The organism is Methylobacterium sp. BTF04, assembly GCF_010692745.1.
Classification (GTDB): domain Bacteria; phylum Pseudomonadota; class Alphaproteobacteria; order Rhizobiales; family Beijerinckiaceae; genus Methylobacterium.
The window spans coordinates 1-23,084 of the sequence record NZ_JAAHTB010000042.1 but is presented as its reverse complement, the minus strand read 5'-3'; the positions used below and the strand labels follow the sequence as shown (position 1 = coordinate 23,084).

General features: G+C 66.4%; 15 protein-coding genes. 10 read left to right on the top strand and 5 right to left on the bottom strand.

Annotation, left to right across the window (positions count from 1 at the left end; translation table 11 throughout):
* Window positions 1-209: 209 nt before the first annotated feature.
* From G3T14_RS19390 to G3T14_RS19365, 6 genes are all read left to right on the top strand, one after another.
* The gene (locus G3T14_RS19390; RefSeq protein ID WP_246733432.1) at window positions 210-980 is read left to right on the top strand and encodes a hydrolase; all 771 of its coding nucleotides are present in this window, start codon (window positions 210-212) and stop codon (window positions 978-980) included.
* Window positions 977-2,230 (top strand): glycosyltransferase, encoded by a 1,254-nt coding sequence (locus G3T14_RS19385; RefSeq protein ID WP_163644182.1) that lies wholly within the window; start codon window positions 977-979, stop codon window positions 2,228-2,230. The genes G3T14_RS19390 and G3T14_RS19385 overlap by 4 nt, the downstream gene beginning before the upstream one ends.
* On the top strand, window positions 2,227-3,372 hold the full coding sequence (locus G3T14_RS19380; protein WP_163644181.1) for a glycosyltransferase family 4 protein: 1,146 nt from the start codon (window positions 2,227-2,229) through the stop codon (window positions 3,370-3,372). The genes G3T14_RS19385 and G3T14_RS19380 overlap by 4 nt, the downstream gene beginning before the upstream one ends.
* 4 nt (window positions 3,373-3,376) lie before the next feature.
* A complete protein-coding gene (locus G3T14_RS19375) occupies window positions 3,377-4,885 on the top strand; it encodes an oligosaccharide flippase family protein (protein ID WP_163644180.1) in 1,509 nt (502 codons plus the stop codon).
* Between the two features lie 56 nt (window positions 4,886-4,941).
* On the top strand, window positions 4,942-5,781 hold the full coding sequence (locus tag G3T14_RS19370; RefSeq protein ID WP_163644179.1) for a hypothetical protein: 840 nt from the start codon (window positions 4,942-4,944) through the stop codon (window positions 5,779-5,781).
* Between the two features lie 82 nt (window positions 5,782-5,863).
* Window positions 5,864-6,655, top strand: a complete 792-nt coding sequence (locus G3T14_RS19365; RefSeq protein ID WP_163644178.1) for an FkbM family methyltransferase — start codon at window positions 5,864-5,866, stop codon at window positions 6,653-6,655.
* A gap of 81 nt (window positions 6,656-6,736) precedes the next feature.
* Here the strand turns inward: G3T14_RS19365 and G3T14_RS19360 are convergent, their stop codons facing one another.
* The 3 genes from G3T14_RS19360 to G3T14_RS19350 form a co-directional block, all read right to left on the bottom strand.
* Window positions 6,737-9,007 carry a carbohydrate-binding domain-containing protein gene (locus G3T14_RS19360; RefSeq protein ID WP_163644177.1) on the bottom strand — a complete coding sequence of 757 codons (2,271 nt, stop codon included), beginning with the start codon at window positions 9,005-9,007 and terminating at the stop codon, window positions 6,737-6,739.
* Between the two features lie 203 nt (window positions 9,008-9,210).
* Entirely contained in the window at window positions 9,211-10,497 is a 1,287-nt protein-coding gene (locus G3T14_RS19355; protein ID WP_163644176.1) for a glycosyltransferase family 4 protein, read from the bottom strand.
* A 20-nt stretch (window positions 10,498-10,517) separates the two neighbouring features.
* Window positions 10,518-11,591 carry a glycosyltransferase gene (locus G3T14_RS19350; RefSeq protein WP_246733431.1) on the bottom strand — a complete coding sequence of 358 codons (1,074 nt, stop codon included), beginning with the start codon at window positions 11,589-11,591 and terminating at the stop codon, window positions 10,518-10,520.
* Between the two features lie 388 nt (window positions 11,592-11,979).
* On the opposite strand from G3T14_RS19350, the gene G3T14_RS19345 reads away from it, so the two are divergent.
* Complete coding sequence (locus G3T14_RS19345; protein ID WP_163644175.1) at window positions 11,980-13,296, top strand: polysaccharide biosynthesis/export family protein; 1,317 nt, start codon at window positions 11,980-11,982, stop codon at window positions 13,294-13,296.
* A 233-nt stretch (window positions 13,297-13,529) separates the two neighbouring features.
* Here the strand turns inward: G3T14_RS19345 and G3T14_RS19340 are convergent, their stop codons facing one another.
* Together G3T14_RS19340 and G3T14_RS19335 are read right to left on the bottom strand one after the other, a co-directional pair.
* Window positions 13,530-15,680 carry a Wzz/FepE/Etk N-terminal domain-containing protein gene (locus tag G3T14_RS19340; protein ID WP_163644174.1) on the bottom strand — a complete coding sequence of 717 codons (2,151 nt, stop codon included), beginning with the start codon at window positions 15,678-15,680 and terminating at the stop codon, window positions 13,530-13,532.
* A gap of 157 nt (window positions 15,681-15,837) precedes the next feature.
* Window positions 15,838-16,533 (bottom strand): sugar transferase, encoded by a 696-nt coding sequence (locus G3T14_RS19335; RefSeq protein WP_163644173.1) that lies wholly within the window; start codon window positions 16,531-16,533, stop codon window positions 15,838-15,840.
* A 1,018-nt stretch (window positions 16,534-17,551) separates the two neighbouring features.
* Here G3T14_RS19335 and G3T14_RS19330 point away from each other — a divergent pair.
* From G3T14_RS19330 to G3T14_RS19320, 3 genes are all read left to right on the top strand, one after another.
* Window positions 17,552-18,415, top strand: a complete 864-nt coding sequence (locus G3T14_RS19330; protein WP_163644172.1) for an FAD binding domain-containing protein — start codon at window positions 17,552-17,554, stop codon at window positions 18,413-18,415.
* Window positions 18,412-21,189: a molybdopterin-dependent oxidoreductase gene (locus G3T14_RS19325; RefSeq protein ID WP_163644171.1), complete on the top strand. Its 2,778-nt coding sequence runs from the start codon at window positions 18,412-18,414 to the stop codon at window positions 21,187-21,189. The genes G3T14_RS19330 and G3T14_RS19325 overlap by 4 nt, the downstream gene beginning before the upstream one ends.
* Before the next feature lie 317 nt (window positions 21,190-21,506).
* The gene (locus G3T14_RS19320) at window positions 21,507-22,787 is read left to right on the top strand and encodes a hypothetical protein (RefSeq protein ID WP_163644170.1); all 1,281 of its coding nucleotides are present in this window, start codon (window positions 21,507-21,509) and stop codon (window positions 22,785-22,787) included.
* The last annotated feature ends 297 nt before the right edge of the window (window positions 22,788-23,084 follow it).

Genomic DNA, 23,084 nt, shown 5'->3' with positions numbered 1-23,084 from the left:
GCTTAGTCTGGTCGATGGCAGGAGACTACGGTCGAGAGATAACGGCGATGCGTCAGCTAAAGCCGCCGATCTTGTCAGATTTTGCCTGACTACGTACGGATTTTGCCCTCTTTGTAATTAACCGACCCTCGGCAAAAGGTGAGACACCCCATCGCGACAACCGGGGTTGTGTGAAGAGCTCGGCCAACGATTTCTCATCAGGATCGGACATGCAGATGCGTCCACCCGAGATCGGCCATGCGACGCTCGTATCGTGCGACGTATTCGATACGCTGCTGCACCGGGACCACCGCTCGGAGACGCGGCGCCTGCGGGATGTCGCCGTCCTCGCCTCCCGCCGCCTTGCCGAATGCGGCTTCGTTCGTGATCCCGCCACGGTCTGGCGGACGCGGATCGACGTCCAGCGTCACGCCTACCGCGCGCTCGATCTCGCCGACCCCTCCGGAGACGTGAGATTCGCGGACATCGTCGACGCGATGTCCCAGATTCTCGCCCTCGACGCCCGGGGTGCCGCGATCCTGCATGAAGCCGAGATCGCGGTGGAGCGCCGACAACTCGCGCCGAATCAACCCCTTTTCAGCTGGCTCGGAACGCAGGCCAAGGCCGGCCGGCGGATCATCGCCGTGAGCGACACCTACCATACGGCCGCGACGATCGCGCATCTCCTCGACACATTGGCGCCCGGTCATCCGATCGCGGCGATCCACACCAGCGCGGACTATGATGCGACCAAGCGCACGGGGGCGATTTTCCCGAAGGTTCTGCACGTCGAGGGTGTGCACCCCGGCGACGTGCTGCATATCGGCGACGATTTTACCGCCGACGTCGCGATGGCGCGCGCCAAGGGAATTCGCGCGTGGCAGGTGGTGCGGCCGCGACACGTCCGGCTCCGGCGCAAGATGGATGCGGTCCGTGCGCGGCTTCTCCATGCGCTTTCGCCGACAGGCCCGTCCGCGCGTCTGGGCAGCAGGTTCGCATGACCGGCCAACCGCGTTCCGCATCCACCCGGACCGCCGCGCAGACCTTCGGCTATACGGTCCTCGGGCCGATCCTCACCGAGTTCTCGCTTCGGCTCTGGCTGTACCAACGATTCTTTCCCCAGCCCGACGATGCGGTCCTGCTGTTCTGCGCGCGCGGCGGTCTGCGCATGCGGATGGTCTATGAGGGGTTCCTCGCCAGGACCGATCTTCCCGTCACGGTCCCGCACGAATCCCTGATGGTGTCGCGCCTGGTGGCGGCGCGAACCGGTGCTGCCAATCCCGGAGAAGCGCTGCTGTCCGAGCTCGGGCGTGAATTCGCCGGGCGCCCGATGAACGAGGTCGCCGCCGCGCTCGCCCAGCGCGACGACATCGCCTTGGGCCCCGCCTGGAAGGGGACGTTCCAGGCCAAGCGCTTTGCCGATCTCCTGACCGCCGCCGATCCATGGGCGCTCGCGATCCGCCGTGAGATCGCCGTTCAGGACGAGCGCTTTCGCGCGCATCTCGATGCCAGAACGTCCGGACGTCGCACCGTCATTCTCTGCGATACCGGTCTCTACGGCAGCACCGTGCGCCTGCTGCGGGACGGGATTGCCGACCGCCGCTGGTTCTGCCTGCAATTCGCGCGGAGCAACTACAAGCGCCTCGCGACCCCGCATTTCGATTGCACCCGCGGCCTCAGCGTCGAGAGCGATGTCTATCGGCCGTGGGACGTGCGAACCTCCGCGCTTCGGTTCTGGCACCTCATCGAGGCCGTACTCGAGCCAGACCTGCCGAGCGTGCGGGTGTTTGCTCCGGCGGAAAGCGGCGCGACACCGAAGTCGAATCTCGAGATCGAAGGGTGGCAGGAGCGGATCGGGCACGACGAGAAGGGCCTTTTCTCCGGGGCCATGGCGTATGTGGAGGATCTCGATCGTGCGGCGTTACCGGACGTATCCGCTCGGGCGGACCTCGCGTGGCGGCAGTTCCGGCGGGCCGTGGTGTGGCCCGATCGCGCGGCCGTCGATCTGCTGAGCCTCGACGATCGGTCGCGTGACTTCGGCCGGATCGAGCGCGTGGCGCAGTTCGCGGGCCGGGCCGGCGCACCGGGTCCGCTTGCCCGCATCCGCGAAAGCCTGTGGCGCGAGGGCGCTGTGGTGCGGCTGTTTCCCGACCTCGGCCGCGCCGGACTGGGTCTCATCGAACTCGCCCATTCCGGACGCGCCCTGCAGGCGCAAGGTCGCCGGATGATCTCGGGAGGCGCGCACCGGTGAGAATCCTGCACCTCGCCAATCATTGCCACGAGATCGGCAACGGCATCATGAACGTGGCCGTCGACGTCGCCTGCCGGCAGGCCGACGCGGGGCACGATGTGGCCTTCGCCAGTGCAGGTGGATCCTATGTCGCGCTGCTGGCCCGTCACGGAGTCCGGCATACGATGCTGCATCAGAACTGGCGTGCGCCCTTCACGCTGCCCAGGTCGATGCTGGGACTGCGCCGGGTTCTCAAGACGGTCCGGCCCGAAATCGTCCACGCGCACATGATGACCGGTGCGCTCCTGGCGCGAATGATCCGCGGCCGAGCTGCCTGGCGCCTGGTCACGACGGTCCATAACGAGTGGCAGCGCAGCGCCCTGGCCATGGGTGTCGGCGACCGGGTGATCGCGGTCAGCGCGGCGGTGGCCACCCGCATGGCCCAGCGCGGCATCCGGGCGGCCAAGATCGACGTGGTCCGCAACGGGCCCCTCAACTCACCGCGCCGCGCCACCGCGTCCGCCGCATCGGCCATCGAACTCGCGCATCCGGCGATCCTGACCGTCGCAGGCCTGTACGCACGCAAGGGCATCGGTGACCTGATCGCCGCGTTCGACAACGTCGCCGAGCGCCACCCGAGTGCGGCCCTGTACATCGTCGGTGACGGCCCCGACCGGGCGACGTTCATGGCGCAGGCGAGCCACAGCGCACACCGGGATCGCATCCGCTTCTCGGGTTTTCAGCCGGACCCTCGGCCATTCTATCAGCAGGCGGACATCTTCGTCCTGGCCTCCCGCAGCGAGCCGTTCGGGCTGGTGATCGCGGAAGCGCGCGAGGCGGGCTGCGCCGTGATCGGGTGCGATGTTGGCGGCATACCGGAGGTGCTCGAGGACGGACGTGCCGGCCTGCTGGTGCCGCCGAGCGATCCGGCCGCGCTTGCGCGTGCGCTCTGCACCCTCCTCGACGATCCGGCCGCCCTGAAGCGGTGGCGCGAGGCGTCCGCCGACGGCTGCGACTGGCTCGATACCCGTCGTGTCGCGGACGAGACGGTGCAGGTCTATCAGCGCGCCCTCGACAGGGTCGGTCTGCGCGATCGCGTGGTCGCGCCCTCCGCCAAGGCGGCGATCCTCGTGCGCTCCGACATTTCGACCGGCCGAGAGTAGATCGATGTCCGAGCGCTTCGCCAGAAATTCCCTGTTCAGCACGCTGGCCGGCCTGGCGACGGCCCTCGGCAGCTTCCTCAGCATGGTCGTCGTGGCGCGGCTCCTGGGGCCGACGGGGACCGGCATCATCGCCTATGCCATCTGGCTGGCGACGCTGGCGGTGACCCTCGCCGATTTCGGGATCTATCAGACCCTGACGCGCTACCTGCCGGACCTCACGGCGCGGGGTGACGAGGCCTCCGCGTCGAACCTCGCCGCCTATCTGCTGCGCCCCTGCCTCGCGCTGGCGGTCCTGGGTGCCCTGGCCTTCGCCTGGCTCGGCTACGCCGCCGATGGGCCTGCGCCGGGCACCACCGCGCGGATCTGGTGGTCGATCGGATTGCTGTTCACGTTGCAGCTGGTCTCCAGCTTCGGCCTCGGTTTCCTGCGTGGCATGCAGCGGTTCGATACGGCCGCGAAGCTGACCCTCGCCTCTCTCCTGCTGCAACTCGCAGCGGTGGCCGCCGGCGCGCTTCTCGACGGGGTCGAGGGGGCGCTCTTAGGGTATTGCGCCGGCAGCATCCTGCCGCTCTTCATCGTTCTGCGCATCGCGGCACAGCCGGCCAGGATCGACCGCGACCTGCTCCGCCGGACGATGCGCTTTGCCGTGTTCTCGTGGGCCGGCGCTCTGACCATGGCCCTGATCTGGTCGCGGTTGGAAATCTTCTTTCTGCAGCGCTACCAGGGCAGCGAGGCGGTCGCCCTGTTCACGGTGGGCTTCACCTTCGCGAACCTCGCCTCCCAGGGGCCGCTTCTGTTGACGGGTGGGCTGTTGCCCTACTTCTCCGAAAGCTACGGGAACCGGTCCTCGGAGCGGATGCAGAGCGCCTACGCCACGGCGACGCGGGTGATGGCCTTCCTGCTCTTTCCCGCCTGTCTCGGCCTCGCGGCGATCCTGCCGGCCCTGCTGCCCCTGGTCTATGGGCCGGATTTCTCGGCCGCGGTGCCGGTGGCGAGCGTCCTGGTGGCGGGCGCCGCGATCGGGGCCACCGGCTCCGTCGGCTCACAGATGATCTACGCCCACGAGCGCAGCGATTTCATCTTCGCCTGCGGATTGGTGGGAGCGGCACTCTCGGTGGCCGCCGGCTTCCTCGTCGTACCGGCCTACGGAATGATGGGCGCAGCGCTCGCCCGCACCTTCGTCCATACCGTGATGGTCGGCTGGGGCTCGTGGTTCATCATGCGCCGCCTCGGATGTCCGATGCCGCTCGTGTCCCTGGCAAAGCTGCTCGCCGCCGCCACCCTGTGCGCCGGCACGGCCCGCCTGTGCGTCGACCTGGTGAGCAACCCGGCGTTCTCGCTCCCGCTCGCGGTCGGTAGCGCGGCGATCGTCTATGGCGCCTCCGTGCGGATGCTCGGTGCCTTGCCGGCGCAGGACGTCGCCCGGCTTCAGGCACTGACCGGACGGCTCGCCGGTCGTGCGCGTCGCCCGATGGGCGGCCTGCTCGGGCTACTCGCTCCGAGGGGCGCCTGATCGCTCGATCCGAACGCCGCGTGCGGCGATGTCTGCGTTGACTGGAGGTTGATCACATGACGCTGAACCCCGTTCGAATCGGACGAGCTCTTCGCCGGCGCGCCTTGCGGCTGACCCCCTTCCTCGACCTGAAGATCCGCTACGACGCCCTCGACCGGCCGCAATTCGCCTACGGGATCTATCACGCCGCCTTGCAGGCGAAGGCCCTCGGCTACGAAGCGATGAGCGCCCTGGAATTCGGCGTCGCCGGTGGAAACGGGCTGATCGCGATGGAGCGGGTCGCGGCCGAGATCGGTGCACGGCTCGGCCTGCGCATCGAGGTCTACGGCTTCGACACCGGAGCCGGCATGCCGCCGGCGGTGGATCATCGCGATGCGCCGTTCATCTGGCGGGCCGGCCAGTTCCGGATGGATTTCGATGCGCTCGCCCAGCGCCTCGCCACCGCCCGTCTCGTCATCGACGACGTGGAGGCCGGCATCAAAACCTTCGCCGAGACGATGAAGCCCGCACCGATCGGCTTCATCTCGTTCGACATGGACTATTACTCCTCGACGAAGAAGGCGCTCGCCCTGTGCGAGCGGAACCACGATCTCTTCCTGCCGCGGGCGTTCTTCTACTTCGACGACATCGTCGGTGACGATTCGGAGCTGCATTGCGAGTTCATCGGAGAGCTGCTCGCGATTCGTGAGTTCAACGATACGCATGCGGACATGAAGATCGCCTCGATCCACGGGCTCGCCAGCAAGCGCGCGATCCCGGACCACTGGCACGTCAAGACCTTCGTCCATCATCGCTTCGCCCACCCGCGCTACTGCGATTTCGTCGGCGCCAAGGCGGATTGGCAGATGCCACTGCAAACGGCCTCCAGCCGCTCGCGGAGCTGGCGCCCGGTCTGACGCGGCGCGGATCCCGCTGCGACGCGTCCTCACACAAAGCTTGGTCAGCCGTTCACTTCGCCGCTCTCAAGGAAACACTCCGATGCTCCAGGCCATGAAGCCACACGTGAAGCAGATGATCGGCGGCATCTCGCACAGCGCTGCGCAAAAGAGCTATCTGCGCCAGATCCTGTTCAACGCCATGGCACAGCGCTCGGAAGAGATCACCCGGATGCAGGAGATCGAAGAGGTCGGGTTCCTCGCCCATACCTTCCTGCGGCTGAAGCAATCCAAGGCGCAGATCCTCCAGGATCTGTGGGTGACCTTCGAGACCAAGGATGCGCGCGGGGGCTATTTCGTGGAATTCGGCGCGACCAACGGGCTGACCAACAGCAACACCTGGCTTCTCGAGAACGCGTATGGCTGGTCGGGCATCCTGGCCGAGCCCAACCCGGTCTGGCACGACGACCTCGCGCGCAACCGGACCTGCGCCATCGATCATCGGTGCGTGGCCGCGCGCAGCGGGGAGACGGTCGAGTTCGTGACGACGGACAATCCCGAGCTCAGCACGATCGCGACCTGTGCGGCGAACGACCACTTCGCCTCGGCCCGCCAGACGGCGCCCCGCATGTCTGTGGAGACACTGTCTCTGAACGATCTTCTCACACGCTACGAGGCGCCAAAGCGCATCGACTACATGTCGGTCGATACCGAGGGCAGTGAGTTGGAGATCCTGCGGGCTTTCGACTTCGATCGCTATGCGGTGTCGCTGTTCTCGATCGAGCACAACAACACCCCGAACGAGGCCCTCATCGACACGCTGATGCAATCCAACGGCTACATCCGCCGGTTCCCAGAATTCTCGCAGTGGGATGCGTGGTATTCGAAGGCGTGAGATGACCTCGGACCGGCGGTCGCAGCCGGTCCGATATTAGCCTGAACCGAAACTCTGGCCTCAGCCGGTTCGCTCGGCGACTTAGACGAGCCCGCTGGTCTGGAAGACCAGAATCCCATCGGCCGCCATCACGGCGGCATGCGGATCGAGCTTGTCCCATCCGATGGACGCCGTGTTGGAGACGACGGCGCTGGTGCCGTAATGGCTCCCGTCGAGGTCGATGCCGGACACGAACAGGTTGCGGTCGTTGAGCACGACGTTGTTCGCCGCATCGTAGGAGGGGTTGGAGTTGGCATCGTTGAAGTAGGCGATCGCCACCTGATGCGGGCCGGTCCCGAAATCGCCATGGACCGTGATGTCCTGCGATTGCCCCTGCGCGTGCAGAGCGGTCACGTCGAAGGGGCCTCCGACCTGGTGTCCGTCGACCGCGAGGGTGAAGGCGGGCGCCCCGTTCCAGCTATCGCCCGAGATGTGGATCGTCAGCGTGTCGGACCCCGACGCGACGGGGGTGGTCGGCGTCGAGGGGGGCGTCGGCGTCGGTGTCGGGACGGTGGGCGTCGGATCGACCACGGGAGCGCCGGCGCTCTGCGTCTGGAACACCACCGTGCCGTTGGCGGCCATCACGGCGGCGTTGAAATCGAGCCTGTCCCATCCGGCCGAAGCTGTATTCGAGAACACCGCATCGGTGCCGTAATGGGTTCCGTCGAGGTCGATGCCGGACACGAATAGGTTGCGGTCGTTGAGCACGACGTTGTGCACGGCGTCATAGGTCGGGTTGGAATTGGCATCGTTGCCATAGGTGATCGCCACCTGATGCGATCCGGTTCCGAAATCGCCGTGGACCGTGATGTCCTGCGACTGCCCTTGCGCGTGCAGGGCGGTGACGTCGAACGGGCCTCCCACCTGATGACCGTCGACCGCGAGGGTGAAGGCGGGCGCGCCGTTCCAGCTGTCGCCCGAGATGTGGATCGTCAGCGTGTCGGATCCCGCTGCGACCGGGGTCGTCGGTGTCACGGGGGGCGTTGGGGTCGGTGTCGGTGTCGGTGTCGGTGTCGGTGTCGGTGTCGGGACGGGGGGCGTCGGATCGACCACGGGACCGGCGGCGGCCTGTGTCTGGAACACGACCGTGCCGTTGGCGGCCATCACGGCGGCATTGGGATCGAGCTTGTCCCAGCCGACCGAAGCCGTGTTGGAGACGACGGCGCCGGTGCCGTAATGGGTCCCGTCGAGTTCGAGTCCGGACACGAACAGGTTGCGGTCGTTGAGCACCACGTTGTGCGCAGCGTCATAGGACGGGTTGGAATTGGCATCGTTGATATAGGTGATCGACACCTGATGCGGCCCGGTCCCGAAATCGCCATGGACGGTGACGTCCTGCGTCTGCCCTTGCGCGTGCAGGGCGGTGACGTCGAACAAGCCCCCGACCCGCTGACCATCGACGGAGAGGATGAAGGTCGGCGCGCCGTTCCAGCTGTCGCCGGAGACGTGGATCGTGAGCGTGTCGGCCCCTGGAGCGACCGGAACCGGCGCCGGCGCCGAGTTCGTGGCGACGGCGCCATACAGGTTCGCCGTATTGACGCCGTCGGGCGAGGACACCGTCTGGAGCGCCACCTCGACCGCCGATGCGTCGAGGGAGTAGGCCCGGACATAGTCGACCTGCATGGTCTTGGGATCGTTGGTGATCCCGGCGACGTCCCGCTGCAACGCCAGCGCGAGCACAGGGTACATCGCGCTGTGCATGTCGGCGGGCGTTGCAATCTGCCCGACGGCGAAGCCGTCGAAGGTGAAGGTGATGGTGGTGGGCGTCCAGAGCGCGCCGAAGGTGTGGAAGCCCGAGAGCAAGTTCGGCTCGTGCGTGTAGACCGTCTGATAGGTGTTCGTGCCGGTCTGGGCCGTATGCACGGTGTTGGTCAGCGTGGGGTCGGCCCCGAACGCCTCGACGATGTCGAGTTCCGGCGGCCAGACGCCGTTGGCGGCCAGGAGCCAGAAGCCCGGCCAGGTGCCGGCCGTGCCCGGCAGATCGGCCCGCATCTCGAAGTAGCCGTAGGTCTGCGAGAAGCTGTTGGCGCTCTGGAGCAGGCCGGACGTCCAAAGCCCCGGATTGATCAGATCCGCGGTCGCCCCGGTGGCGGGCGCCGCTTTGATCTGCACGGCTCCGTCCACGACCGCGAAGGGCTGAACGCCGATCGAGGGATCGACGAAGGCGGACTGGCCGAAACCGATATCGACTCCAGGCCGCAGGATCGACCCAGGCCGCGTGTCGCCCCAGACCGTGCCAGCCCCGGTGGCCGATACGCTGAGGGCATTGAACTCATCGTCGAACGTGAGTTTGTAGCCGGTCAGATCAATCATGCTGTGCCCCTGGGTCCTGGCGATCAAATGCAAAAAACGTTAAGCCGGCATGAATGCCAGTTTAGGACTCGATGCACTCAGATTGTTCGACGCCAGAGCATCCTAGATTTTTCTCCTAGGAATTTTTTATTCTTCCAGCACCTCAAGGGTAGTCTCAAACATCTTACAGTCGAAAGGGCGGCCGGGTCAGGTTTTTCCTGTCCCTAGGGCCGGGCCGCTGGCGCACGGAATCCGCCCGCGATCCAGGGCATCGGGACGGCGGCCTGGTCCCGCACGGGTGAGGCGAGTTTGCTGCGGTAGAGGTCGACGAGGGAATCGCACCAGGCTTCCGGTGTCGGGGCCAGGCTGTCGCCGCGATGGAACCCGGATTCGCTCATCCAGCGAATCTGCAGGTCGTCCCTGGCAAGCCGTCGCAACTGGGCGGCGAGCTCGTTGGGGGCATAGGGATCGCACGCCTCCGCACAGCCGAGATCGACCACCTCGGGCGTGATCAGCGCGTGGCGTGAGACCAGCGCCGGCAGTCCGCTCATCACCGCCTCCAGCGTGACGAGGCCGAAGGTCTCGCGCCACCGGGTCGGGACCACCAGCAGGCGGGCATCGGCCACGAGGTCAGCGATCTCGGCCGGCGAGCGCCAGCCCATCATCCGCACCTCCGGATAGGATTCGCTCAGTTCGGTCCGGAGCGGGCCGTCGCCGACGATCCTGAGCGATACGCCGGCCTCGCGGGCTGCGGCCGCGACGACATCGACGCCCTTGTCCCGCTCGAGGCGCCCGACGAACAGGATCGACCGGTTCTGTTCGGCGCGTACCCGCTCGGTCCGCCAGGGCACCACGGGATTGCGCAGGACCGCGATCCGGTCCTGCGGGATGCCGCCGCGCGCCAGATAGGGGCGCATGCCTTCATGAACCGCGACCACCGTCGCCGGCGACCGCCCGAGATCCATCGCCATGTGGCGGACCGCTTGGCGGGCGACCCGCCACAGCTTGTGCGCATAGTGCCGCCGATCGCAATTCGTCGTGATGCAGCCGAGCGACATCGGATCGCGCTCACAGGCCTGCCCTTGCGGGAAGTCGAACTGGCCCCCGTTCGGGCAGACCAGGAAATAATCGTGGGCGGTGACCACCAGCCGGTCGGCCACCCGCCGCAAAGGCAGGAAGACCGCCGGCGAGAGCACCTTGTGCCAGTTGTGCAGGTGGTAGACCGTCCCCGGCGTGTCGTTGGCCCGGATCCAGCCGTCGACGAAGTTCAGCGCCGGCCGGCTGAACAATCCGCGCGCCGCCGCACGCCCGCGGCCGCCCTGCAGCAGGCTCTGGCCGCCGAGCGATCGCAGGTCGACGCCGGGTTGCTGGGTCCCCGGATCCTGACTGCCGTTGAGCACGGTGACGGGAATCCCCCGCTCGCTCAGCATGCGCACCGAGCGTAGGGCGATGCCCGCGGCACCACCGCTCTCCACCGCATCGTCACTGATCACGACCACCCGATCGATCATCGTCGTCTCCTGCGCCGGCATCACGACAAGCCCTCGATCCGTTCGGGGTCGAGGCGGCCGCGCAGGAAGTCACGGAGCGCGGCGAAGTTGCCGGCGACGCGGCCACGGCGGTCGATATGGGGCTCCGGCCTCGATGCCCGCACCAGGTTCATCCCGAGGTTCCGGCTCATCAGCCAGGCGGCCCGCGGCCACGCGTAACTTCCCTTGCGCACGAGGTGGACCGGGTTGGCGATCTGCGAATAGCCGAAGCACAACCCCGATTGGCGCCCGCCCTTGGTGCCGAGATGCACCCCGACTGCGCCTTCGATGCGCGCGAGGGTGCCGAACCGGGCGGCGCGCCGACTGAAATCGACATCCTCGAGCCAGCCATAGCGCGGCAGGCGCTCGTCGAAGCGCAGATTAGCGGCACGGATCTGCCGAAGCCGGAAGGCCATGTTGCAGCCATAAGCATTGTAGACCGGCGTGGCCGCCGCCGTGTCGGTTCGGCTACGCTGCGCCAACAGGGCATCGGCCTCGGCGAAGCTGTAGCCCGGTCCCGTAATCCCGTCGGCGATCACCGCTCCGGTCGCGCCGACCAACGTTTGATCCTGGAGGAAGGCCCGCTCCAGCGCGGCGAGATAATCCCGATCCGGCACGAAGTCGTCGTCGAAGAAGCAGATGATGTCGGCATCCGGCAACCGGTCGAGGATGGCGTTGCGTTGGCGCGTCAGGCCGCGGGCTCCGAACAGGATTTCGGTGGCGGGAAAGTCGGGCCGACCGCTTGCCAAGACATCCCGGGAGACATCGGCCTCCGTCGGCGCGCAGACCAGAACCACATCCGGAGGCCGCGTCTGGCGGGCGATTCGCATCAAGGTCTCACCGACGATGGCAGGGCGCCCCGCAGTGGCGAGCCCGACGGCGATTCGGAGGCGCACGGGCGCGGGTCCGGGCGGGCCGCCGGACCGGACCGGCGCCCGTGCCGCAGCCTCGAGCGAGAGGCCATCGATCCAGGCGAGGAGATGACCGCCGATGAAGAGGCTCGAAATCCACAGACGCGCGAGAGCCGCCGCGGCAAGACCGCCCAAAACCAGCCCCGCAAGTCTGGGCGCTCCCAACGCCAACTCCCACCATGCCCTCTCGGACGACGATGGCGCCGAAGTCTCGCCGTGAACGGCGACCGGTGAGCGCTCCGACGGCCGGAACGGGGTTCCGGTGGATTGCCCTTCGGATGTCGTCGGCCGTCGAGACGGTGTGGATGCGGCGACCCGAAACGGAAGCCGACCGCGCATCGCCCGAAATGAAACGATACGGCGACTTCTAGAGCTCGGCAGGAACACATCGAACATCGACCTGTCTCCATTGGATTTATGTCAATTACTATTTGATATAAATTCGATAAAATCTATCTGTATTGCAAAATAATCATGTTGACGGCAATCGAATATTTAGGAAATCTAACGCCACGCCGACCCTATTCCGACGACTCGGCGGGAGACGGAACCCATGTTGCATCTCGTTGCGCGCGCATTGCTGGCCGGAAGCCTCTTCACACTGCCGCTCGGAACCGCCGCGGCCGGACCGGATCGGTACCGCCTCGGTCCCGAGGACCGCATTCGCCTGCGCGTCAACGAATGGCGCGCCGCCAAGGGCGAGAGCTACGAATGGACCGCGATGAGCGGGGAATTCTCGGTGGATGCCGGCGGACGGCTCTTCCTGCCGCTGATCGGTGAGATCGAGGCCGGCGGACGCACCACGGAGGAGATCGCCCTGGCGATCGGCGAGCGGATGCAGCGCAAGGTCGGTCTGACGCAGCGTCCCGACGCCTCGGTGGAGGTCTCGCAGTTCCGGCCGATCTACGTGGTGGGCCAGGTCGACAAGCCGGGCGCCTATCCCTACCGGCCGCAGCTCACGGTACTGCAGGCTGTGGGCCTCGCCGGTGGATTCTACCGGCCGCCCGAGCTCGGGGCGATGCGTCTGGCGCGCGAAGCCATCAGCTCGCGCGGCGACCTGCAGGACATCGGCATCGAGCGGAGTGCCCTGATGGTCCGGCGCGTCCGCCTCGAACTCGAGATGCGCGACGGCACCACCCTGACGTTTCCCGACGCGATCCTGAGCCAGCGCGCCGTGCCCAACGTGGCGGATGCGATCCGCGAGGAAACCGCCCTGTTCGAGGCCCGTCGCACGGCCTTGCTGTCGCAGATCGAGGCCCTGAACCAGGCCAAGCAGCTCATCGCCACCGAGATCGCGACGTTGCAGGCCAAGATCGTCTCGCAGGATCGCCAGCTCACCCTGGCGCGCAAAGAGCTCGACAGCATCGCCGAACTGGTCCAGCGCGGGTTGTCGATCAGCCCGCGTCAGCTCGCCCTGGAGCAGACGGTGGCCCAGATGGAGAGCACCAAGCTCGACACGGTGCTGGCGATCTCGCGTGCCCGCCAGGATATCAGCCGCAACGACCGCACGATCCTGGATCTGAAGAACCAGCGTCAGAGCACGGTGCTGGCCGATCTGCGCGAGACGCAGACCAAGCTGGCCAAGCTGGACGAGCGGGCGCAGATGACGCGCAACCTTCTGACGGACAGCGAGACCATCGCGCCGAAGATGCTGGACGACGCCCGCTCCGAGCGCGGCCGCCGCCGGCCGGTTTTCGTGGTGGTCCGCCAGAGCCCCGATGGCCCCCGCGAGATTGCCACCCGCGAGACCGATCCGATGGAGCCCGGCGACGTGCTGAAGGTGGATGGCGAATTCGTCGACGGCGCCCCGCCGATTTCCAAGGCATCCGACGCAACGGTCAGGCCGGGCAGCGTCGCTTCGGTCCCGTAAGACAGGGATGCTTCGGCGCGGGGCTGGCCGGTCCCGCGCCGACGTCGGACGGTCCGGTCCCGCACAAGGGCCAGGTGTCACCGCAAATCCGTGGCGCCGCGCTGTCGCCAGGTCTCCGGCCCATGCTGCGCCGCCCGTGTCCCGGCGCTCAGGCGTGCCGCTGCGTCCTTCACCCACCCGGTGATGCCGGCGTGTCGGCATGAGGCGGGTGAGGGGGCGCATCGACAAACCTCTCAGATCGCTCGGGTCACGGAGGCGGTGTCGCGGACCTTGTTGATCACCACGCCGAACACGTGAGCTTGAGCGGCCTCGAGGGCGGCGGCGGCCTCGGCCAGGGTGCCGGTCTGCGTCTCTCCCCAGGCCGCGACGAGGACGAGGCCATCGAGGAGGCGGCAGACCGCCCGCACGTCGACGGATTCACGCATCGCGGTGAGGTCGACGATGACGACGTCGTAGGCCGTCGCGAACGAGTCGAGGAGGCTGTGGGCCTGACGCGAACTGAGGATATCGCTCGACTGCACCAGTCGCTGGTCGGTGACCAGCGGCAGGAAGGACAGATTGGGCAAAGCGGTCGGAAGCACCAAGTCTCCGACATCGGCCAGCATCTCGATGAGCCCCTCCGTAGCGGTGGGGGCGTTCATCCGTGTGAGCGCGGCGTTCAGGAAGTCGGCATCGATGAGGAGCGTCCGAAAGTTCGCCTGCGCGTAGAGCGCGGCGAGGTTGAGCGCGATGCTGCTCTTGCCCTCGCCGGTCGCCACCGAGGCGATCCCGAGGGTGGTGGTGGTGCGGCCCTCGCGGCACGCGTCGATCGTCAGCTTCACACCGCGCAATGCCCGGGTGAACGGTGAGAACGGCGATTCCACCACGACATAGCGCAGCGGATCGGACCGCTCGTCGGTGGTCTCGCCGTGCTTCGGGCTCTGGACCACCGGGATCAGGCCGAGGCAATCGAGATTGGTCGAGTCCGTGATATCGTTGGGCGTGCGCACGCTCCGGTCCAGGCTGTTCCGCACGGTCCCGATCACGATGCCGCCGAGGAGGCCGAAGGCGCCCCCGAGCGCGAGGAGCAGGCTGGTCTTGGGGCTGCTCTTGCCCAGCGGCGCCGTGGCGGCCGCGACGATCCGAGCGCTGGAGACCGGAAGCGTCTCCTTCTGCGCGGTCTCGGTCAGCTTCTCCAAAAGGTTCTGGTACATCTTGCGGTAGCTCTCGGCTTGCGCCTCGAGCTCCGACAGGACGACCTTGGATTGCCGGCGCCGCTCGACCTCCGCCACCAGGGTGTGGATCTGCGCCCGCAGGTTGCGCTCGCGGCTGGTGGCGACCTCGTAGTCGCTGAGATAGGTCTGGGAGATCCGCTGGAGTTCGGTCGCGATCTCGGCCTCGGCCTTGGCGACGTCGCGGCGGGCATTGGCCACGGATTCATGATCCGGGCCGTAGCGGTCGCGCAATTCCGCCTCGTGCAGGCTTGCATCCTGCTGGCGCTCGCGCAGCTTGGTGATCACCGGATTGTTCAGGGCCTCGATCACCGAAGCGCTTCCGTCCGCCGCCCGGCCGACGGCGCGGATGCGCTCCAGGCGGGCGGAGGCCTGCGCTGTCTGCGATTGGGCCGACACGTACTGCGTGTTCGTCTCGCTGAGCTGCTGCTCGACGAGCAACCCGCCGGTCGACGTGACGAGCTCGTTGCGGGCCTTGAAGTCCTCGACGGCGCGCGCGGCGTCGTTCAGCGTGACACGCAATTCGCCGATGCGCTCCTTGAGCCAATCGACGCCCTGGCGCGCGGCCTGAGACTTGGCGTCGAACTGATCCCGCAGATAGGCGGAGGCGTAGGCATTCGCGATCGCTGCGGCGAGGTCGGGCTGGTAGGACCAGGCCGTCAGTTCGATCACGTAGGATTGGCCGACCCGGCGCACGCCGACATGCTTGGCCAGCAGCGCAGTCGTCTCACGCGATCGGTGGCGGGCCTCGGCGATCGTCTCGGGACGTCCATCCGTCGGCGCCGTCGTGCCAACGGCGCCGCGAAACTCCGGCTCCTGCAGCAGCTTCAGGTCTGTCACGACGGCGCCTGCCAGACGCTCCGACCGCAGGATCTCGACCTGACTTTCCACCTGAGCGTTGTCGAGCGTGAGATCGAGCATACCAGGCTCGAACCACAGAAGCTGCTGTTGCTTCTGTGGTTCGATCAGGAGCTGGGCCGTGGCGATGTAGGTTGGGACGCTGAAAAAGCAGAACAAGGCCGCGGCGGAGACACAGATGACGATCGAGGCGATGACGATCCCTGTGGATCGGCGCAGCGCCGCACCGATCGCCTGAAGACTGATACTGCCACCGGCAGCCAATGAGCGGCTGTCCTCCGATGCGGAGGATTCAGCCGTGTGCGCACGAAGCATGCTCGACCCCTTGATTGCGTCACCGCACACGCAAAATCCATACTCGATACGGTCGTGGCAATGTTTTCCGCGCGACTCCCGAGTACGGACATTCGGGAGAGCAATTTAAGGGTCGGGATTGATTGCAGGATCGGACGATGACATCCCGACTTGGCGCTCAGTAGACGCCGCTGGATTTGATGACGGCGGGTATCGTTCTCAGAATGATGACGATATCCCCGCGAAACGTCCAATCCGCGACGTATTTCCGGTCGAGCATGACCCGGTAATCGTAGCTGACGTCGTTGCGGCCGCTGCACTGCCACAGGCCGGTCAGCCCGGGTCGAACCGAGGTATAGTCGGCGAAACCCGCGCCATATCGTACGATTTCGTCGGCCACGATGGGGCGGGGACCCACCAGGCTCATTTCACCGCGCAAGATGTTGATGAGCTGCGGCAGCTCGTCGAGGCTGGTCTCCCGCAGAACTTTTCCCAAGCGGGTGATGCGGGGATCGTTGCGCAGTTTCCGGTTTGCCTGCCATTCCAGCAAGGCATGCGGGTCTTCGGCGAGATGACGGCTCAGGGCGGCGTCCGCATCACGCACCATGGTCCGGAATTTCAGGCAGCCGAACGGTGTTCCGTGCCGACCGATGCGCGAGTGACGGATGAAGATCGGGCGCCCCTGCATGAGCAGCATCGCGAGAGCGATCAGGGCGAACAGGACACCGAGGGTTATGAGAGCCGTGGTGGCAATGACGACATCGCTGGTTCGTTTCGCACGTACGGCAATACTTCGGTCGATATAAGCAGGAAACGGTGTTTTCAGAATTCGGACGAGACTCGATTGATTTTCCGAGGAAAGTTTCGAAAGCATTTAGGCCTCCTAGTTCATCTTGATGACTATCAAGACAACAAGCCGTTGTTCGGTCGATCTCCTTCCCTCGCGTTGCGAGAATTTTTTTGATTTGTAATCGGTCCGGCGTTTGGCGCCCGCGGGAGCGATTTCGAGGATTATTATTGACGCGCTTTATTTTCGACCCAACCGTTAACGAACTTTTAACCACTCGGCGATGGTGATACCGGCCCCGAGAGCGTCGGGAATAGTACGCGCGCTGTCAGGTTTTTGAGTACGTCTGAGCATCCGGCAAACCTTCGTCGCCCTGAGCGGCATCGTTCGATATGTTTCCAGACCGGATACCGACGATGCCGAGCCGCACGAACACCGGCCTATTCTGAAGAACCACCGCGTCCGATTTGCCGACATCATCGGGCGAGCGACGCGACCATCTCGGAACGCCTGGTTTGTGCGTGAGACCTCCGCAGATATTTCCAGAATGGCGATAGGTCAGAGTCTAGATGCTGTCGATCGCTCGGATGTCCAACGTGAGATTGTCGCTGCGGCGTCTTCAGTCGACCAACAATACTTGGTTGTAGCGAAACACGAACGGCACTGGACTCAAGACTTCGGAGGCTTGCCACGGCGCCGATCGGGAGCCGCTGGGCGAGGCGCGATCTTGCGCTCGGGCGCACACAGGCGACCTTCGACCCATTCCGGGTTTTGCGGCCGACGCCGGTCGAGCCACGGGCCAAGTGCCGAATTCCCGGCGCCCGTTCCCATGGCATCAAACTGGCATTCGCCCATCGCCTCATCCCGTGCATCAGAGGGTCTCGGTGGGTGGCAGCGACGTCGGCCCGGGTCGGATGGAAAGTATATGTGAAGGCGCAGGGCCAGCGGCGATTGATCGGCGGATTTCAGTCAATCCCAAGCACCGCAATTTCGGAATTTTCGCCGAGCGGAAAAATAGTCCGCTATGAATTAATCTTAGATTATATTTCACTCGATCGAAAAATACTGTTTCGCGGATAATATAATCATTGAATAGGGAGATGTCGTGGATCTAAACTCGGTCGCCGCAATCGTGGTCCCGCGGGAAAGGGATGATTTGCGCAAATGGGAGCCGGGCGATGCCTGGCTTGCCGGCGGCACCTGGCTATTTTCAGAGCCGCAGCCCGCCTTGCGGCGGCTCGTGGATCTCTCCCGCCTCGGCTGGCCGCCCTACCAGATCACGGATGACGGCCTCGTCGTCGGTGCGACGTGCACGATCGCCGAGCTCGATCGGCTCGAACTCCCGGGTGCCTGGATCGCGGCTCCTCTGGTGGGTCAGTGCTGCCGGGCGCTGCTGGGCTCGTTCAAGATCTGGAACATGGCGACGGTGGGCGGAAACATCTGCCTCGCGTTACCGGCCGGCCCGATGATCTCGCTGGCAGCCGCCCTCGACGCGACCTGCGTGCTCTGGACGCCGGATGGCGCCGAGCGGCGCATGGCGGTCGTCGACTTCGTCTTGGGATCGCAGCAGACCGCCCTGGCGCCGTGCGAGATCCTTCGGTGCATCGACCTGCCCGTGGCTGGCCTGCGCCGTCGCACCGCCTTCCGCCAGATCTCGCTGAGCCCGAACGGGCGCTCGGGCGCCTTGCTGATCGGAACCCTCGACGCGGCGGGCGCCTTCATCCTCACGGTGACGGCGTCGACCCGTCGGCCGCGGCAGATGTCCTTCCCGAATCTTCCGGACGCCGCGACGCTACACGCAGCGATCGCGCGCGGCATTCCGGATACGCTCTACCACGACGACGTGCACGGCGCTCCGGATTGGCGCCGCCACATGACCTTCCTCCTCGCCGAAGAAATCCGGAGCGAGTTCCAAGGACGTGCGGCCGTCGATGGAAATGCAGGCTTCGATGGGAGCGCAAGCGCATGATCCTCACCGTGAACGGAAAAGCGCATGAGGCCGAACCGCGCGCCGGCCAATGCCTGCGGACTCTGTTGCGGGAGCTCGGGTTCTACGGCGTCAAGAAGGGGTGCGACGCCGGCGATTGCGGCGCCTGCACGATCCATTTGGATGGCGAGCCTGTTCATAGCTGCCTGATGCCGGCCTTCCGGGCGGAGGGGCGGGCCGTCACCACCATCGAAGGCCTCGCCGCCACCCACGATTCCGGGTTTCCGGATCACCTCCACCCGATGCAGGACGCCTTCCTCGCCGCGCAGGGCTTTCAATGCGGGTTCTGCACGCCCGGCATGATCATGACCGCGGCGGCCCTCGACCAGGGCCAGAAACAGGATCTCGCCACGGCGCTCAAAGGCAATCTCTGCCGCTGTACCGGCTACCGCGCCATCGCCGATGCCGTCGCGGGCGTTGCGCACGCGGAGACCGGAGCCCCCATCGACGCCCCGGTCGACCCGTGCGGACGCAATCTCCCGGCACCGGCCGGTCCCGGCGTGGTCTCCGGCGCGGCGCGCTACACCTTCGACCTCGCGGTGGACGGACTGCTGCACATGAAGGTGCTGCGCTCGCCCCATCCCCATGCCCGCATCGTCGGTATCGACCGGACGGCAACCCTGGCGATGCCGGGGATCGTCGCCGTCTTCACCCACGAGGACGTCCCTCAAAAACGATTCTCCACCGGCCGCCACGAAGACCCGCTCGACGACGCCCTCGACACGATGGTGCTCGATCCCGTCGTCCGCTTCGTCGGCCAGCGGGTTGCGGCGGTGGTTGCGGTGAGCGAGGCGGCGGCGGAAGCCGGATGCGCGGCGCTGGTCGTCACCTACGCGGTGCGCGACGCCGTCTTCGACCCGGAGGCGGCGCTTCGCCCCAATGCGCCCCTGGTGCATGACGGGAGCGACCGTGCCGGCGACGATGCGCCGCCGCTGCACGCGCATCCCAATCTCGCCGGTGAGGTCCATGGCGAGATCGGCGACGTGGCGGCGGGGTTCGCACAGGCCGACCTGATCCATGAGGGCGTCTACGTCTCCCAGCGCGTGCAGCACGCCCATCTTGAGACCCACGGCGCGGTCGGGTGGCGCGACGAGGTCGGCCGACTCGTGATCCGGTCGAGCACGCAAACGCCGTTCCTCACGCGCGATGCGCTGGCGAGCCTGTTCGATCTCCCCAAGACGGAGGTCCGGGTCGTCTGCGGCCGGGTCGGCGGCGGCTTCGGCGGCAAGCAGGAAATGCTGACCGAAGATCTCGTCGCCCTCGCCGTACTGGCGACGGGCAGACCGGTGAAATGGGAGACGACCCGCCAGGAGCAGTTCGTCGGGGCGACGACGCGCCATCCGATGCGGGTGCGGGTCAAGGTCGGAGCGCGCAAGGACGGGACGCTCACGGCCATCGCGCTCCATGTGGTCTCGAATACCGGCGCCTACGGCAATCACGCCGGGGGCGTGATCCATCACGGCTGCAACGAGGTGCTGGGCGTCTACCGCTGCCCCAACAAGCGCGTCGACGGCTACGCCGCCTATACCCATACCGTGCCGAGCGGAGCGTTTCGCGGCTACGGCCTCAGCCAGACCGTCTTTGCCGTCGAATCGGCCCTCGACGAACTGGCGCGCGGGCTCGGCCTCGACCCGTTCGCCCTGCGCCGGCGCAACGTGGTGCAGCCCGGCGACCCCATGGTCTCGAACAGCCTCGAGCCGCACGACGTCGAATACGGCAGCTACGGCCTCGACCAGTGCCTCGACCTCGTCGAGGACTGGTTTGCCGACCTGCCGCCGCCAACGCTCCCCTCCGCCGAGTGGCTGCCCGGCAGCGGCATGGCGATGGCGATGATCGACACCATTCCGCCGCGCGGTCACTTCGCCGAGGCCAGGATCGCGCTGTGCGAGGGCGGCCGTTATGAACTCAGCGTCGGCACGGCCGAATTCGGCAACGGCACCACCACCGTCCACGGGCAAATCGCGGCCTCGATTCTCGGCACGCGTCCCGACCGGATCGTGATCCGGCAAGCCGATACCGATGCGGTCGGCCATGACACCGGCGCCTATGGCAGCACCGGCACCGTGGTGGCCGGGCAGGCGACCCTGAACGCCGCCACGGCGCTGGCCAACGCGCTTCGGCACGCAGCGGCGGCGGTCAAAGGCGGCGAGCCCTCCGAATGCCGCCTGGGTCCCGACGGCGTCGCGACGCCGGGCGGCCTGATTTCTTTGGCCGAGATCGCGGCTGGCGGTCCGATCGCGCGAATCGGGCGGGCCGACGGCACACCGCGCTCGGTCGCCTTCAACGTCCAGGGATTCCGGGTCGGAGTGCATCGGTCGAGCGGCGAAATCCGCATCCTCGACAGCGTCCAGGCCGCCGATGCCGGCCGGGTGATCAACCCGATGCAATGCCGCGGTCAGATCGAGGGCGGCGTGGCGCAGGCGATCGGGGCCGCGCTCTACGAGGACGTCCGCATCGACGAGGGCGGAAACGTCGTGACTCAGACGTTTCGCAGCTATCACATCCCGGCTTTCGCCGACGTGCCGCGCACCACCGTCCTGTTCGCTCAGACCTACGATCGAATCGGGCCATTGGGCGCAAAATCGATGAGCGAAAGCCCGTTCAATCCCGTCGCCGCGGCCCTCGCCAACGCCATCCGGGACGCGACCGGGGTGCGCTTCCACGCGACGCCGTTCGCCCCCGACCGGATCTACAAGGCGATCGCAGGCCTGTCGGCCGAGACGGAGAGGCCGAATGCGGATGACGTTCCGCGCTGAAGACTGAACCCGGGACAAGTCCGCCGTGATCGGGCTCCGCGAGGCCGGGATCGAGATGCACCGATCGCGGGTGCGTGTCGATCAAGTTGGATGCTGCGCATGCGCCGCATGGCTCCCGTGCGGCAGTCGCAAATGTCGAGCGTCGCTTTGGTGTTGCGGCGCACACATCGCAGCGCGATAATCCCGGTCGTTCGCTGCCATCCCGGTCGGCGGGCACCGCGCGACGCGGCCCCGGTGAGACGCCGGAGCGCCCTCCGCCCACGGTGACGGCCCCAGGCCATCTGGGGCGCTCGACGTCTCGTATCAGACCGCCTTCCATGACCACTTCATTGCGTGTTGCGCTGACGGCGCTCGTCGTCGGCGCGGACTATTTCCTTTTGCGCGGAGGGCCGGGCGATCGGCTCGGAGCCGCCGAGGCCGGACGCATCGCCGCCCGGCAATTCCAGGATGCGGACTGGCCGGCGGCCGAGACCGCATGGGCGGCGACGGCCCTGAACGGCGGCGGTACGCTCGCCGCGGCAGGGTCGCTCATGGCGATCGCGGCGATCTGGCTCATCGGTCGCCGCAGCGCCGGCTACATCGCCGTCGCGATCGCAGCGGTCCTGGTGGAAGCGCAGCCCGAGCGGGCCCAGGCCTATTACGATACCCGCGATTTCCCCGAATTCGTCGAGGTCCTGCCGAATCAGACCGCTTTCCTGATCCCGGAGGTCGGTGAGACCAAGTCGGGCCAGGCCGCCTTCATGTCCGAGCAGTTCTTGAACGAGAAGAAGGTCGCGATGAAGCGGGTGCAGATCCCGCACACGCTGATCCGCAACCCCGGTTGGACCTACGATTACTTCGTGCCGGCGGCGCGACTGATGCTGGTCGATCGCTCGCCGGTCTCGCGGGAATGGGTGAGTGCGGGCGAGCGTGGCACTTCGGCCAAGGACCAGGGCATTCGGTTCGAGACCGCCGAATCGGTGACCTTGCGCACCGGCGTCGTCATCTCGGCCTTCGTAAAGGAAGAGGATGCGAGCAAATTCGTCTACTGGTTCGGTGCGCGCACGAGCACCGGCAACGCCAGCGACCCGCAGGTGAATTTCGCCAGCGTGATCCTGGGTAAGTCGCTCGCCGAAGTCGTCGACGAGAACGTCCACCGGACCGTCCAGGCCGCCATGGCGAAGGAGTTCGGTCGCCGTACGACCGACGAGGCGATCCACGGGAAGGCCGCGGTGATCGAAGCCGTCGAGAAGGAGGTCCGGCGTGTCTACGAGCCGATGGGGATCACGATCACGACTCTAGGTTATGCCGAGGGCCTGACCTTCGACAATCCCGAGATCCAGAAGTCGATCGACATGACGTTCATGGCGATGAAGAACGCCCAATCGGCCCAAGCGCAGATGCAGACGCTTCCGATCCAGGAGAAGATCCTCGACCTGAAGATCCGCGAGATGGATGCGCAGAGCCGCCAGACACTCGCCGGGCGCTGGAACGGTTCGGCGGCGGGCGTTCTGCCGGCGCTTCCGAATTGGGTGGTCATCCCCGCCGGATGGATGGACTCGGTGAAGGCGTGGCTCCAGCCGCGTGCACCCGACCCGGCTTCGGAAGCGAGCCACTAACCGAGGCGGCCTCGCCGAGTCGCCGGGGTTTTGCCGGGTGGCGAAGCGTCGGCGGCAGCAGCCGACACGATGCCCTGGAGAATGGCATCGTGTCGGTATAGCTGTCTGATCGTCAGGTACCGACGCGGAGCGTTTGTAGGCGCCACCGCGTCGGTACCTGACCCAAAGATCCGTACCCGCTCCGAATGAAGGTGGTACATCGAGCTTCAAAGTTGCGTATCCAGCGGACGCAAAGTTCTGATTAGGGTCTGTTAGCGTCTGAACAGAGTTCGCGCGGCTGAGTTTTTCCTTCGATGG

Bases quoted from the DNA above. Each gene is read 5' to 3' on its own strand.
- G3T14_RS19370 (WP_163644179.1), top strand. From the start codon at position 4,942: ATGACGCTGAACCCCGTTCGAATCGGACGAGCTCTTCGCCGGCGCGCC.
- G3T14_RS19340 (WP_163644174.1), bottom strand. From the start codon at position 15,680: ATGCTTCGTGCGCACACGGCTGAATCCTCCGCATCGGAGGACAGCCGC.
- G3T14_RS19325 (WP_163644171.1), top strand. From the start codon at position 18,412: ATGATCCTCACCGTGAACGGAAAAGCGCATGAGGCCGAACCGCGCGCC.
- G3T14_RS19345 (WP_163644175.1), top strand. From the start codon at position 11,980: ATGTTGCATCTCGTTGCGCGCGCATTGCTGGCCGGAAGCCTCTTCACA.
- G3T14_RS19375 (WP_163644180.1), top strand. From the start codon at position 3,377: ATGTCCGAGCGCTTCGCCAGAAATTCCCTGTTCAGCACGCTGGCCGGC.
- G3T14_RS19320 (WP_163644170.1), top strand. From the start codon at position 21,507: ATGACCACTTCATTGCGTGTTGCGCTGACGGCGCTCGTCGTCGGCGCG.
- G3T14_RS19390 (WP_246733432.1), top strand. From the start codon at position 210: ATGCAGATGCGTCCACCCGAGATCGGCCATGCGACGCTCGTATCGTGC.
- G3T14_RS19385 (WP_163644182.1), top strand. From the start codon at position 977: ATGACCGGCCAACCGCGTTCCGCATCCACCCGGACCGCCGCGCAGACC.
- G3T14_RS19335 (WP_163644173.1), bottom strand. From the start codon at position 16,533: ATGCTTTCGAAACTTTCCTCGGAAAATCAATCGAGTCTCGTCCGAATT.
- G3T14_RS19365 (WP_163644178.1), top strand. From the start codon at position 5,864: ATGCTCCAGGCCATGAAGCCACACGTGAAGCAGATGATCGGCGGCATC.
- G3T14_RS19355 (WP_163644176.1), bottom strand. From the start codon at position 10,497: ATGATCGATCGGGTGGTCGTGATCAGTGACGATGCGGTGGAGAGCGGT.
- G3T14_RS19360 (WP_163644177.1), bottom strand. From the start codon at position 9,007: ATGATTGATCTGACCGGCTACAAACTCACGTTCGACGATGAGTTCAAT.